The 13,250-nt window shown below is 42.4% G+C and carries 14 protein-coding genes; 1 reads left to right on the forward strand and 13 read right to left on the reverse strand.

The genetic code is table 11. From position 1 onward, the window contains the following. Nucleotides 1-171 precede the first annotated feature (171 nt). The 4 genes from ABVF21_RS06875 to prfA form a co-directional block, all read right to left on the reverse strand. Entirely contained in the window at nucleotides 172-603 is a 432-nt protein-coding gene (locus tag ABVF21_RS06875; protein WP_303532422.1) for a GNAT family N-acetyltransferase, read from the reverse strand. A gap of 84 nt (nucleotides 604-687) precedes the next feature. Beyond that, nucleotides 688-1,293 carry a stage II sporulation protein R gene (gene spoIIR, locus ABVF21_RS06880; RefSeq protein ID WP_303532423.1) on the reverse strand — a complete coding sequence of 202 codons (606 nt, stop codon included), beginning with the start codon at nucleotides 1,291-1,293 and terminating at the stop codon, nucleotides 688-690. Between the two features lie 93 nt (nucleotides 1,294-1,386). Then, nucleotides 1,387-2,232, reverse strand: coding sequence for a peptide chain release factor N(5)-glutamine methyltransferase (prmC, locus tag ABVF21_RS06885; RefSeq protein ID WP_303532830.1), 846 nt, complete (start codon nucleotides 2,230-2,232; stop codon nucleotides 1,387-1,389). A 7-nt stretch (nucleotides 2,233-2,239) separates the two neighbouring features. Then, a complete protein-coding gene (gene prfA / locus ABVF21_RS06890) occupies nucleotides 2,240-3,310 on the reverse strand; it encodes a peptide chain release factor 1 (RefSeq protein WP_194218371.1) in 1,071 nt (356 codons plus the stop codon). Nucleotides 3,311-3,458: 148 nt separating this feature from the next. On the opposite strand from prfA, the gene ABVF21_RS06895 reads away from it, so the two are divergent. Continuing rightward, the gene (locus ABVF21_RS06895; protein WP_371017836.1) at nucleotides 3,459-4,793 is read left to right on the forward strand and encodes a CoA-disulfide reductase; all 1,335 of its coding nucleotides are present in this window, start codon (nucleotides 3,459-3,461) and stop codon (nucleotides 4,791-4,793) included. A gap of 37 nt (nucleotides 4,794-4,830) precedes the next feature. Here the strand turns inward: ABVF21_RS06895 and ABVF21_RS06900 are convergent, their stop codons facing one another. The 9 genes from ABVF21_RS06900 to ABVF21_RS06940 all read right to left on the reverse strand — a co-directional run bounded on the left by ABVF21_RS06900 (nucleotide 4,831) and on the right by ABVF21_RS06940 (nucleotide 13,202). Further along, nucleotides 4,831-5,205: a hypothetical protein gene (locus ABVF21_RS06900; RefSeq protein ID WP_371017837.1), complete on the reverse strand. Its 375-nt coding sequence runs from the start codon at nucleotides 5,203-5,205 to the stop codon at nucleotides 4,831-4,833. Nucleotides 5,206-5,324: 119 nt separating this feature from the next. After that, nucleotides 5,325-5,942, reverse strand: a complete 618-nt coding sequence (locus ABVF21_RS06905; RefSeq protein ID WP_194218368.1) for a thymidine kinase — start codon at nucleotides 5,940-5,942, stop codon at nucleotides 5,325-5,327. Between the two features lie 302 nt (nucleotides 5,943-6,244). Beyond that, complete coding sequence (rpmE, locus tag ABVF21_RS06910; protein ID WP_303532428.1) at nucleotides 6,245-6,451, reverse strand: 50S ribosomal protein L31; 207 nt, start codon at nucleotides 6,449-6,451, stop codon at nucleotides 6,245-6,247. Nucleotides 6,452-6,601: 150 nt separating this feature from the next. Continuing rightward, nucleotides 6,602-7,867, reverse strand: a complete 1,266-nt coding sequence (gene rho, locus ABVF21_RS06915; protein WP_194218366.1) for a transcription termination factor Rho — start codon at nucleotides 7,865-7,867, stop codon at nucleotides 6,602-6,604. A gap of 504 nt (nucleotides 7,868-8,371) precedes the next feature. After that, a complete protein-coding gene (gene glpX / locus ABVF21_RS06920) occupies nucleotides 8,372-9,340 on the reverse strand; it encodes a class II fructose-bisphosphatase (protein ID WP_371017838.1) in 969 nt (322 codons plus the stop codon). A gap of 93 nt (nucleotides 9,341-9,433) precedes the next feature. After that, a complete protein-coding gene (locus ABVF21_RS06925) occupies nucleotides 9,434-10,723 on the reverse strand; it encodes a UDP-N-acetylglucosamine 1-carboxyvinyltransferase (protein ID WP_194218364.1) in 1,290 nt (429 codons plus the stop codon). A 113-nt stretch (nucleotides 10,724-10,836) separates the two neighbouring features. Beyond that, on the reverse strand, nucleotides 10,837-11,490 hold the full coding sequence (gene fsa, locus ABVF21_RS06930; protein WP_194218363.1) for a fructose-6-phosphate aldolase: 654 nt from the start codon (nucleotides 11,488-11,490) through the stop codon (nucleotides 10,837-10,839). Between the two features lie 188 nt (nucleotides 11,491-11,678). Continuing rightward, nucleotides 11,679-12,542, reverse strand: a complete 864-nt coding sequence (fba, locus tag ABVF21_RS06935; protein ID WP_159786369.1) for a class II fructose-1,6-bisphosphate aldolase — start codon at nucleotides 12,540-12,542, stop codon at nucleotides 11,679-11,681. A 291-nt stretch (nucleotides 12,543-12,833) separates the two neighbouring features. Beyond that, a complete protein-coding gene (locus ABVF21_RS06940) occupies nucleotides 12,834-13,202 on the reverse strand; it encodes a response regulator (RefSeq protein WP_194218362.1) in 369 nt (122 codons plus the stop codon). Between the last annotated feature and the right edge of the window lie 48 nt (nucleotides 13,203-13,250).

Below are 13,250 nucleotides of genomic sequence, written 5' to 3' on the forward strand. Positions count from 1 at the left end.
CCTTCTTATATCATAAATACTAATAAGCCCGGTTATTTCGGGGAGATATGTGATCTTTCCACAGGATTCTACACGATTCGTAAAAACGCTTCCTTCGTCTTATTACATCAATATCCACATTGTGTGGATAAGGAATGCTTGTTTTGTGTATAACCTTGTTGATGAGATCGCCTACGTTAACCGTTTTCTCATAATCACTCGCTGATCTGAATGATTTGTAAATAACTCATTTGTCTTCAACGTTGTTGGGATATTTTCTACAGGAATTGTCGAGAAACCGAAAACTTGAAAGAAAAAGGATTCTTCTTTTGATGTAAGATATAACTCGTCCAATTGGTTTTTTTTCGCCAATTGAATCACCTGATCAAAGAAACGTAGCAAACGCTCTGAGGTGGATTCGGAGCTGTTTAAGACGAGAGCTCTAAGTAAACCTGCATTTCCAAACGTTTCAAGGGCAATGACACCGAATAGCTCCTTCTCTTCTGATTCTGCGATAAGGAAGGACTCAATCTTAGGTAGCCCGTCCACCTCGAGTCCAGAACGTTTCACGAAATCCCAAACGGCGGCGACATCTTCAGTAGTTGCTTCTCTAACTAGAAACAATTGAATCTTCCTCCTTCAAATTCTTATTTGAGCACAATACCGTTCTGTTATGGTCTTATGCTTCGAAGGAGGAAAATAGACCTTTTAACTGAATATCCCTTTAATCCATTCAACAATCGTATCAATTATTTTGACGAGGAAGAATTCAACTTCTACTTCTTCAGATGGTTCTTCCGCTACATCATTTTCAGCTTGGACGGCATCACCATTTGAGAAATCAAGAAAGCAAAGCGGTGGAAACAATACGCACCACCAGTTATCCCCAAGCCCTTCACCAATCGTAATGAGCACAGCTTCGTAATCACCTGCCGGATAAACGAAGTCGCCATAAAGCTTCGTTGGAAAAGCCACTTCTCCGAACGTAACAGAAAAAGATTCACGACTACCGATCATTTCTAATTGCTTGCTTACGATAGCTTCAATCTCGGCCAGACGACTTTTAATCACATGACGAGATTCTTCAATAGAAGTTAGATCAGCAACCCATTCATTAATCGAATCATTGACTTCATCACGAATGCTGCGTTTCACTGTTTGATCTTCATTACTATTGCTATTTGCTAAAATGCGAAGACGAATCGCTTCGTCTGGAATAACCTGTTGATTTGCTGTTACTATTCCCGAACTCTGGAGACTTGAAGCAAGAATAAAAAATGAGATTAATAGATTAATAAGTCCTCTTTGATTCATCTTGTATCCCGTCCCTTCTAGCTCTCATTCTGGCCAGAATCGAACGTTTTAAACGTAGAACTCTTCACCAGAATGTGAGTAGAATCGACAGGGTTACTTTACAACACCAAATACCATCCGTTCTTTCCCACTAATATCTTTCACCACTTCCACTTCAATGTCCCCACTAAAAGAGGATTCAAGCATTGTAGCAACGGTTCTCGCCTGCTTTTCTCCTACTTCAAATCCAATTAATCCTGGAGACGAGATCAAACTAGGGAGACCTTCCGCAAGTCTTCGATAAAGCTCATATCCATCTTCTCCTCCAACGAGTGCCTGAATAGGTTCATAATCTCGAACCAACGGGTCAAGAGTTGCGTATTCTTCTTCAGAAATATACGGAGGATTTGAGACAACGATATCAAGCTTACGTCCTGCTAACGGCTGAAGTAGATCGCCATGAAGAAACGTGATTGGCGCCTCAAGCCGTCGCGCATTTTCCTTCGCAACTTCTAGAGCATCTTCAGAAATATCGACCGCAGTGACTTCTCGATTTTGAAGTTCAAGCGCTAGACTAATTGCAATTGCCCCACTTCCCGTTCCAATGTCAGCAATCGTTGCCTGTGTCGGGTCGAGAAATAGATCCTTCGCTCTTGTAAGGATGCCTTCCACAAGCTCTTCTGTTTCAGGTCTTGGAACGAGAACATGATGGTTGACCCGATACGTTCTACCATAGAACTCTTCCTTTTCGACAATGTGCTGAACAGGAATGCCGCTCGCATGCTCCTGAATTTTCGCTTCAAAACTTTCATAATCAGGCATTTCGTCTTGCATTCGAAGGAGCAAATCCGTTCTCGTTACATTTAACTCATGCTTAATCAGCCATTCAGCTGCTGACGCTTCACGTCCATGCTTCTCTAAAAAAGAAGAAGCCCATTTAAGGGCTTCGAATACAGTCATCATAGGGTCACTCTCCAGCTTCTGCCATTAAGCGCGTTTGCTCTTCTGTAATTAGCGCATCAATGAACTCATCAAGCTTCCCTTGAAGAATCTGGTCAAGTTTCTGAATCGTTAAGTTAATTCTATGATCCGTCACGCGGTTTTGTGGGAAGTTATACGTACGGATTCGTTCAGAACGGTCGCCCGTTCCAACAGCGGATTTACGGTTATCGTCATACTCTTTCTGTGCTTCTTGTTGGAACTTATCATACACACGAGCACGAAGAACCTTCATCGCTTTTTCTTTGTTCTTAATCTGTGACTTCTCATCCTGACACGATACAACAACACCTGTTGGCGTATGGGTTAAGCGAACAGCTGACATCGTTGTATTAACACTCTGTCCACCTGGTCCACTTGAAGTAAATGTATCAACACGAATGTCTTTGTCATGGATTTCAACTTCCACTTCTTCCGCTTCAGGAAGCACGGCTACTGTTGCCGTAGACGTGTGAATACGTCCACCTGATTCTGTTGAAGGAACACGCTGCACTCGGTGTGCGCCGTTTTCGTACTTCATTTTGGAATATGCGCCGGCACCGTTGATCATAAAGATAATTTCTTTATAACCACCTAGCTCCGTTGAACTATATTCGATGACTTCAGACTTCCAACCTTGCATTTCAGCAAAGCGGCTGTACATTTTGTATAAGTCACCAGCAAATAATGCGGCTTCGTCTCCACCCGCTGCTCCTCGAACTTCGATAATTACGTTCTTCTCATCGTTCGGATCTTTAGGAAGAAGTAGCACTCGTAAGCGCTCTGCATACTCTTCTTCTTGTGGTGTAAGCTCTGAAAGCTCTGCCTTCACCATTTCACGCATTTCTGCATCTTTTTCTTCCTCAAGCATCGCCTTCGCGTCTTGAATGCCTTCGAGAATTTCCTTATATTCACGATACACCTGAACGGTTTCCTCAAGGCTAGCTTGCTCTTTGGAATATTCGCGGAGTTTCGTCGTGTCATTAATGACTTCTGGATCACTCAACAACTGATTTAACTTATCATAACGTTCTTCTACAATTTCTAAACGGTCTAACAAGATCTTTCACCTCGTTTTCGTTGCATAACATTCTAATTATAGTATAGGACATTTCGCCAGTCAAAAGCAAAAATAGCTTTAACATCATTTTTTAAGGGTAAACTGTAAGTAAGCTAGACTGAACGATTAGGAAAGGGGCTGTTTATAGATGAAGTTTGTTATTATTGGCGGCGATGCGGCTGGTATGAGTGCAGCAATGCAAATTATTCGAAACGATGAGGAAGCTGAGGTTGTGACGCTTGAAAAGGGAGATATTTATTCGTATGGCCAATGCGGGCTGCCTTATGTCATTAGCGGAAAAATAGAATCAACGGATAAACTGATTGCAAGATCCGTCGATACATTTCGAGAAAAGTATGGAATTGACGCACGTGTCTACCATGAGGTTACAAACGTTGATACTGAAAACAAAATCGTAAAAGGAATCAATTTAAAAACGAATGATCATTTTGAAGAAAATTACGATAAGCTCCTGATCGCTACAGGAGTAAGTCCTGTTAAACCAAAATGGGAAGGCATCGACCTTAACGGCATACATACATTAAAGACCATTCCCGATGCTGAAAAAGTGATAAAAGATCTTGATGATTCCGTACAAAATGTGGCGGTCATTGGCGGTGGGTATATTGGCCTCGAAATGGCCGAAACGTTCCGTGAACTCGGTAAAAATGTACGCATCATTGAGTTAGGACCGCACCTTGCCAGTATTTTTGATGACAATATGGCTGAACTTATACATGAAGAAGCCGAGCAAAACAATGTTTCGGTTCATACAAATGAAGGCGTTCAGTCTTTCAAAGGGGATAAGCGCGTCAATAAAATCGTGACTGACAAAGGAGAATATGATGCAGACCTTGTTCTCGTCTCAGTCGGCGTCAAACCGAATACTGGTTTCCTCAAAGAGTGCGGTCTTCACACGACTTCTAACGGAGCTATACAGGTGAATCGCTACATGCAAACAAGTAAAGAGGACGTATATGCAGCCGGAGACTGTGCAACCCATTATCATCGAATTAAAGAACGAGATGACTTTGTTCCTCTTGGCACAACGGCAAATAAGCAAGGGCGCATTGCTGGCCTTAACATGATTGGGCAACCAAATACGTTTAAGGGGATTGTAGGCACATCTGTTATTAAATTTTTCGGATTAACTCTTGGCCGTACAGGCCTTTCAACTAGTGAAGCAAAAGAGTTAAACCTGCCATTCTCAAGCTGTTCAACGGAGGCAACTGACATTGCGGGTTACTACCCAGAAGCTCGTGAACTTTGCGTAAAAATTATCTTCCGAGATGATAACGAACGAATTATCGGCGGACAGTTTATAGGAAAGTACGGCGTTGATAAGCGAGTTGATGTGCTTGCAACGGCTCTTTACCATCAGATGACGCTTCATGACATTGAAGATCTTGATCTCGCTTATGCTCCGCCTTACAATAGCGTTTGGGATCCATTGCAACAGGCAGCCCGACGTGCCCAGCACTAAACATATAAAACAAAACAACCCTCTCGTATGAGAGGGTTTATCTTGCTCGCACATGAATTTTGTATCTGGGTACGGCTTGATAAATTTTAGCAGCGAGGGTTTTTTTCTGTTCATTTAAACTCGCTTCATTTTTATTGCTAAATTTCACATTTACCCACGCGTGATTTCCTGTAATTGAAACGACTCCAGCATCGTAACCTTCTGTCTCGACGACTTCACGAATCTTATCTTGATCGTCACTAATTGTTGGCTTATCAACACTCATATTGCGATAAGACTGAGGATTTAAGTTAATATCTGTGTTTAAATTCTGACCTTCTCCCGCTTGTCCATCCGCCTCTGGTGGTTTTAATGGCGAACAAGCAGCTACAAGTAAAAGGAATGCAATCATCAAAGTTGAAGCCTTTCTCATCAGTCAGTCACCTCCTCGTTTTAAGGTGCCCAAAGATGACAGGTTAGATTCTCCTTCTCTCCTTCTATCGAAATGAAACCAGATGTTTTCGCGCATTAAAAAAGCCCGGTTTCCCGGACTTATTTTGATATTTGCTGCTCTTTATTGTCTCGAGCCGTTGGTTTCCCTGGTACTTTGTGACAATGACGACAGCGTGGTTCATAGGATTCTGACGCACCAACAAGGATAATTGGATCCTCATAATGCGCGGGCTTCCCATCAATCAAACGCTGGGTACGGCTTGCTGGAGAACCACATACAACACAGATTGCTTGTAGCTTCGTAACTGATTCAGCAACCGTAAGAAGCTTAGGAACTTGCCCGAATGCTTCGCCGCGAAAATCCTGGTCCAGTCCTGCGACGATTACACGAACGCCTTCATCAGCAAGCTGCTGAGCCACATCTACGATTTCTTCATCAAAAAACTGTACTTCATCTACCGCAACCATATCTGTATCCTCTGAGACGCGGTCCAGGATCGCTTGTGAATGATCAACTGGGACAGCGATAACGGACATTCCATTATGAGACACAACAGATTCTTCGCTGTATCTATCATCAATTTTAGGCTTGAACACCTGGACTTTTTGCTTTGCATAAGTCGCTCGCTTCACTCGACGAATCAATTCTTCCGACTTTCCGGAAAACATACTTCCGCAAACAACCTCAATCCAGCCGCTGTGCTTCATGACATGCATTCAACCGCTTCTCCTTTCTCCAGCATAAGCATTAAAAAATGACTGATCAGCACAGTCTTTATTTTGCGTATACTTTCATCCAATTATTGATTTTAAACGTTTATTATTTCATCGGGTATGATCTCACACTTACTCACTTATAGGAAGAAACGAGTGAGCAAATGTATTTGCTCGAGCCGTTTCTTCCTATAAGTGCGGAGGTGAGTCAACAATCTTCCCCTACCTTATAACAAAAGCATTGTTTCCACTAAGAATATTGAGTAAAAAAACAGGCAAGGAGTAAAAACTTGCCTGTTCTATCATTAACCTTTTAGGTTGTATTTTCTTCTAAACTTATCTACGCGTCCACCAGCGTCATTAAACTTCTGACGTCCAGTATAGAACGGGTGACATTCAGAGCAAACCTCTACACTGACGCCATCCTGTTTTGTAGATCCAGTTTCGAATTCGTTACCGCAAGCACATCTAACTTTGATGTTTTCATAACCAGGATGAATTGCTTGTTTCATGAATTTCATCTCCTTCCGCCCTGATTCCTGAGGAACCAGAGTTAAATGAAGCTAAAAGGCATTACCTTTTAGCTTCTGCACACATAGAAGTATTATAGCAGGGAGGTAGAGACAATGCAATTGATCATCCTGTGACGAAACGATCACTAATTAGCGAGATGAACCGCTTTTTTCTTTCTCAAATAGATCGAAAAATTCTTTATTTTCCTTTGTTTTCTTGAGGCGTTTCAAGAAATTATCAACGAATTCAAATGAGTCATCCATGCTCTTACGGATTGTCCAAAGCATTTCAAGCTGTTCTTTTGGAAGAAGTAGCTCTTCTTTACGCGTGCCAGAGCGACGAATATCAATCGCCGGGAAGACACGTCGTTCTGCAAGACGACGATCAAGATGCAATTCCATGTTGCCTGTTCCTTTGAATTCTTCATAAATGACATCATCCATACGAGAACCTGTTTCCACAAGAGCTGTCGCTAAGATCGTCAAGCTTCCGCCTTCTTCAATGTTTCTTGCCGCACCAAAGAATCGTTTGGGACGATGGAAAGCAGCAGGATCAATACCACCTGAAAGTGTACGTCCACTTGGAGGAATAACAAGGTTATAAGCACGAGCAAGACGTGTAATACTATCAAGAAGAATCACAACGTCTTTCTTATGCTCAACAAGACGCATAGCTCGCTCTAGCACAAGCTCAGCTACTTTAATATGATTATCCGGCGTTTCATCAAAAGTTGAATGAACAACATCGCCATCAACAGAACGCTCGATATCGGTTACTTCCTCAGGACGCTCATCAATGAGAAGCACGATAAGTTCTGTGTCAGGATGATTCGTTGTAATGCTGTTAGCAATTTCTTTCAGCAACATTGTTTTCCCTGCTTTTGGGGGAGCTACGATCAAACCACGCTGTCCAAAGCCGACTGGCGAGATCATATCAATGATACGAGTTGAAAGGTTGCCTGATTTGTTCTCAAAGTTCATTCTTTTCTCAGGATACAGCGGCGTTAGCGCTGGGAAATGCACGCGTTCTTTAGAAGAATCAGGGTCTTCTCCATTTACTGCGGCTACGTGTAAGAGACCGTAGTAGCGCTCATTTTCTTTAGGCGGTCGTACTTTACCCGATACGCGATCACCGTTACGTAAATCGAATCGACGAATTTGTGAAGCGGAAATATAAATGTCTTCTGCACTAGCTGAGTAGTTAATCGGTCGTAGGAATCCAAATCCTTCAGAGGAAATAATCTCTAGAATACCTTCCATGAAAAGAAGGCCAGATTGTTCAGCCTGCGCTTTCAATATGGCAAATACAAGTTCTCGCTTGTTCAACTTGCTATAATATGAGACTTTGTATAGTCTTGCCTGTTCATATAGATCTTTTAACGTCATTTGTTCTAATTCTGATATATTTACTGCCATGTTGACACCACACTTTTTATATAATAATAGGTTTGACCCTAACGGCTGGAAAATGATATGAGTGCGCAAAGAGGTTTGCTTTCACAACGTATGTACGTTGTATAGAGTTGACCAATTTGACGATTGAGAAAATAAGTAAAGAGAGAAAGAGTTTGTTGAGATCCTGTGAGAGGCTATCCATTCAGGCATCTCTTAAGTGAGAGTAGAGGAAGTGCACAACGAAGGTGTTGCTTAGCAATCGTTACTCTGATAATTCTCGGCTTGTTCGAGCGTCATCTTTGGCTCATGATCAACTTGTAAAAGAAAGCACAGCGAGTATAAGTACCTCTTCTCCACAGATCGAATGAGCCAGGATTAGTTTACTATCTATTTCGTTCACATTATAGTTTCGGTAACTAAACGTAATAACAATAATACAGCACCTTATAGTTTTACCAGATTCCTTAGGAATATTCAACATGTAAAAGCCAATGTTGCATGAGATCTCGCTTACTTTATAGTGATTTAAGGTCGAATGACCAGATCAGGCTTCTTTTGTAAACTATGTTTTCCGTCGATGAAACGAACTGTTCCTGACTTTGCACGCATGACAACGGATTGTGTTGTACCAGAAGTTCCCTGGAACCTAACTCCCTTTAACAATTCACCATCAGTAACACCTGTCGCTGCAAAAATGGCGTCATCGCCTTTCACAAGATCTTCCATATGAAGAACGCGGGAGATGTCTTCAATTCCCATTTCTTTACACCTGCTTAATTCTTCCTCATTTTGCGGTAGCAGCTTACCCTGTATTTCTCCACCAAGACATTTCAGCGCTACTGCAGCAAGGACACCCTCTGGTGCTCCACCAGATCCAAACAAAATATCGACACCCGTATCGTCAAACGCTGTGTTAATTGCTGCTGCTACATCTCCATCAGAAATAAGCTTAATTCTAGCACCGGCAGAACGCACTTCTTCTATAATCTTTTCGTGGCGCTTACGGTCTAATATGACCGCCACGCAGTCTTCAATATTTTTTCCTTTTGCTTCAGCTACTGCTTTTAGATTCTCGTGTACGGAGGCATTAATATCGATTTTCCCTACTGCTTTTGGTCCAACTGCAATTTTGTCCATATACATATCAGGAGCATGAAGAAGATTTCCGTGATCTGCTACCGCTAGAACAGCGAGGGCATTCCATGTTCCTGCCGCAACAATATTTGTTCCTTCTAAAGGATCGACAGCAACATCGACACGCGGACCATATCCAGTTCCAAGCTTTTCACCTATATAAAGCATTGGCGCTTCATCCATCTCGCCTTCTCCGATGACAACTGTTCCTTTCATCGGAACCGTATCAAAAACGTCACGCATAGCAGTCGTTGCAGCAGCATCTGCTTCTTCTTTCTTGCCTCTTCCCATCCAACGCGCTGAAGCAAGCGCAGCTGCCTCGGTCACTCTAACAAGTTCCATCGATAAACTTCTTTCCATCATGCTTCCCCCCAAGTTTACACGATCTCTATTTTTTAAACGCTTACACGAAAAGATGACAGAATGGCGGCTTTCACCGCCTGTTCTGCATTCTTAAGAGCTTTCCACTTCTTTAAGCTCTTCTTGATCTAATTTCTCACGCCAGACTCTCGCGCCAAGATTGCTCAGCTTTTCTACAAGCCGTTCATACCCACGATCGATGTGCTCAAGTCCTGAAACTTCTGTAACGCCTTCTGCCATTAATCCAGCAACGACAAGGGCAGCACCAGCTCTCAGATCAGAAGCACGCACCTTCGCACCTTGAAGCTTAACAGCTCCATTAATGATGGCAGAACGTCCTTCCACCTTCACATTTGCACCCATTCGGCGAAGTTCATCAATGTGCTTAAATCTTGCGCCATAAATTGTATCGGTCACAATGCTACTACCCTCTGCGTTCGTTAAGAGCGATGTAAACGGCTGCTGTAAGTCTGTTGGGAAGCCAGGATAGACGAGTGTCTTCAGGTCAACGCCTTTCCAGCCTTCGCGTGGTGAACGAATATAAACCTGGTCCTCATTCGTCTCTACCTTTACACCCATCTCACGTAGTTTCGCGATAAGTGACTCAAGATGTTGCGAGATGACATTATCGATAACGACTTCGTCTCCCATCGCCGCTGCCATAATCATATAAGTACCCGCCTCTATGCGATCAGGTATGATCGAGTGGTAACAGCCACTTAGCTCGTCAACACCATCGATACGAATGACGTCTGTCCCTGCTCCTTTGATCTTCGCTCCCATACTAGATAACAGTGTGGCAACATCAATAATTTCTGGTTCTTTCGCTGCATTTTCAATGACTGTCCGTCCTTTTGCACGAACGGCTGCAAGCATAATATTAATCGTTGCTCCTACACTTACAACGTCAAGGTAAATACGGGCCCCTCTCAGTTCATCAGCACGAAGATAAATCGCACCTTGCTCATTTGTTACTTTTGCACCAAGAGCTTCAAATCCTTTAATATGCTGATCAATCGGACGCGGTCCAAGGTTACAACCGCCTGGAAGTCCGATAACCGCTTTATTAAAACGACCCAACATCGCACCCATCAAGTAATAAGAAGCACGTAGCTTCTTTACTTTTCCATTTGGCAGTGGCATGGCAATCATGTCCTGGGGATTCACAGTTAATGTATTTCCATCAAGCTCAGCTTGTCCTCCGATTTCCTCTAGTAAATCACGGAGAATTCCCACGTCAGAAATGTTCGGCAAATGATCAATTGTGACAGTGGAATCTGCTAGAATAGCCGCCGGAATTAATGCAACCGCACTATTTTTGGCGCCGCTCACTTGAACTGTACCGCTTAATCGGTGGCCTCCAGCGATCATCAACTTTTCCATAACGGTCTCCCTTCTTCGTCCGCATCTCATTCCTGTTCATGTTTCTGTCGAATTTTGATACTTCTTAAGAATAGTATGGGCAAAAACAGGAAGTTCATGCCAATTTAATATGACTATTTATTTGCTTTCTTCGCTTCTTCCCAGTCAGAAAGGAATTGATCAATCCCTTTATCAGTTAGCGGGTGTTCTAGCATCTGAAGAACGACCTTAAGTGGCATTGTGCCAATGTCAGCACCACGAAGAGCAGCTTCTGTTACGTGCATTGGGTGACGAATGGATGCAGCAATAATTTCAGTCTCAATTCCATGTACCGCAAACAGTTCGGAGATTTCAGAGATGAGATCAAGACCATTTTGGCCAATATCATCAAGACGTCCAAGGAATGGCGAAACGTAAGACGCACCAGCACGTGCTGCAAGCAAAGCCTGGTTAGCAGAGAAAACAAGCGTTACGTTTGTTTTAATTCCTGCTTCATAGAATGCTTTGACCGCCTTCATCCCTTCACGATTCATTGGAACCTTTACGGTAATGTTTGGTGCAATTTCAGCTAATTGTTTTCCTTCTTCAATCATTTCTTCAGCAGTTGTTGAAACAACCTCTGCACTAACAGAGCCAGATACTAGGCTTGTAATTTCACGAAGACGATCATGGAAATTCACCTTTTCTTTCATAACAAGAGATGGATTCGTAGTTACTCCAGCTACTACTCCCATATCGTGTGCTTCTTTAATATCATTCAGGTTTGCAGAATCTATGAAAATTTTCATTATGTTCGTCCTCCTTTGATTTTAGAAAGCGGTTACGAGAAAGATTTTAACATATTTTGTTTTAAGTTAGCTGATTTGATTGTAAATAAATGAAAAATAGTCGCAAGGTAGTAGTTAGGGGATTAAAAAACGGAAATCAGAAACCGCTCATAATAGAGCGGTTTTGATGGTCCGGTTTTAAGAAGTTATTACGCTTTGTTAGAAGAACCAAACTCACGCATTTTGCCGATTACTGTTTCTTTAATCGCGTCACGTGCTGGCCCCATGTATTTACGAGGATCGTAAAGATCTGGCTTTTCTTCAAGTACAGAACGAACTGCTTTAGCAGAAGAAAGTTGGCTCTCAGTGTTCACGTTGATTTTAGCATGTCCAAATTTGATCGCTTTTTTAACGTCAGCAGTTGGAATACCAGTACCACCGTGAAGTACTAGAGGAACACCAGTCATTTTGCTGATTGTTTCCATGCGGTCGAATCCTAGGTTAGGCTCGCCTTTGTAAGGGCCGTGAACAGAACCAAGTGCAGGTGCGAAGCAATCTACACCAGTTTCGTTGATAAGGCGCTCACACTCTTCAGGGATTGCGTATGCAGCTTCAGCATCGTCAACGATAAGATCGTCTTCTTGTCCGCCAATGCGTCCAAGCTCAGCTTCAACAGAAACACCAACTGCATGTGCAGCTTCTACTACTTTTGTAGTTAGAGCGATGTTTTCGTCTAGTGGGTAATGAGAACCATCGATCATAACAGAAGTGAATCCAGCGTTGATCGCTTGCATACACTTCTCGAAGCTAGAACCGTGGTCAAGGTGAATAGCAACTGGTACTGTAACCTTGTACTCTTCCATAAGCGCTTCTACAATTGTAACAATTGTTTTGAATCCGCCCATGTAACGAGCAGCACCTTCAGAAACACCAAGGATAACTGGTGATTGTTCTTCTTGTGCAGCTTGTAGGATCGCTTGAGTAAACTCAAGGTTGTTAAGGTTAAATTGGCCAACTGCGTAGCCTTCTGCTTTACCTTTTTCGAGCATTTCTTTCATAGAAACTAAAGGCATGGTAAATCCTCCTCAATATAATTTAAAAATTGCCAGGATGATACCTGGAACATCTTAATAACGAATACTTGTCATTGAAGCTTGCAGATGTATCCAGAAAAACTGTCTTCTTCAAGATGGCACAAACGCGATGTTTTTATGTATGCCGTCGTCCAAGAATTTCCCGCTATACTGAATTCATTTGCTCTACAATTTCTCCAAAAACACGGTTCTATTATAGCATATCACTTTCATAAAAGAAGGGGAAAAGCTTGATTTAATGGGATTTGTTTATGTAAGCGTTACCTTTCTTTATGAAAGCGATGCTAATTCTTTTTTTACTGCTGCTCGTATCTCGTCAATATCAAAAGGCTTCGCAAAATGGGTAATTGCTCCTAGATCCATCGCTTCGTGGATCATATCTAGTTCACCGTAGGCAGTCATAATAATGACAAGCGCCCTTGCCTCCATTTTTTTGATTCTCTTTAGGATTTCAAGTCCGTCCATTCCTGGTATCTTCATATCGAGAATGACTAAGTCGGGATCCTCACTTTTTACGATCGATAGTGCTTGAACGCCATTCGCTGCCTGGAAGGTTTGATATCCTTCTTTTTGGAAGATTTCGTTTAGAAGAATACGGATTCCATATTGATCATCTACGATTAAAATTTTTTCATTCATGTGAGAGCACCTTCTTTTCAGTTAGTCTTACTGTTTATGTTCGCTTCA

It is taken from the genome of Pseudalkalibacillus sp. JSM 102089 (assembly GCF_041366475.1).
Taxonomy (GTDB): Bacteria; Bacillota; Bacilli; order Bacillales; family Guptibacillaceae; genus Guptibacillus; species Guptibacillus hwajinpoensis_B.

Coding starts and splice junctions, on each gene's coding strand:
- spoIIR (WP_303532423.1), bottom strand. CDS start 1,293: ATGAATCAAAGAGGACTTATTAATCTATTAATCTCATTTTTTATTCTT.
- prmC (WP_303532830.1), bottom strand. CDS start 2,232: ATGACTGTATTCGAAGCCCTTAAATGGGCTTCTTCTTTTTTAGAGAAG.
- ABVF21_RS06895 (WP_371017836.1), top strand. CDS start 3,459: ATGAAGTTTGTTATTATTGGCGGCGATGCGGCTGGTATGAGTGCAGCA.
- ABVF21_RS06900 (WP_371017837.1), bottom strand. CDS start 5,205: ATGAGAAAGGCTTCAACTTTGATGATTGCATTCCTTTTACTTGTAGCT.
- ABVF21_RS06905 (WP_194218368.1), bottom strand. CDS start 5,942: ATGCATGTCATGAAGCACAGCGGCTGGATTGAGGTTGTTTGCGGAAGT.
- rpmE (WP_303532428.1), bottom strand. CDS start 6,451: ATGAAACAAGCAATTCATCCTGGTTATGAAAACATCAAAGTTAGATGT.
- rho (WP_194218366.1), bottom strand. CDS start 7,867: ATGGCAGTAAATATATCAGAATTAGAACAAATGACGTTAAAAGATCTA.
- glpX (WP_371017838.1), bottom strand. CDS start 9,340: ATGGAAAGAAGTTTATCGATGGAACTTGTTAGAGTGACCGAGGCAGCT.
- ABVF21_RS06925 (WP_194218364.1), bottom strand. CDS start 10,723: ATGGAAAAGTTGATGATCGCTGGAGGCCACCGATTAAGCGGTACAGTT.
- fsa (WP_194218363.1), bottom strand. CDS start 11,490: ATGAAAATTTTCATAGATTCTGCAAACCTGAATGATATTAAAGAAGCA.
- fba (WP_159786369.1), bottom strand. CDS start 12,542: ATGCCTTTAGTTTCTATGAAAGAAATGCTCGAAAAAGGTAAAGCAGAA.
- ABVF21_RS06940 (WP_194218362.1), bottom strand. CDS start 13,202: ATGAATGAAAAAATTTTAATCGTAGATGATCAATATGGAATCCGTATT.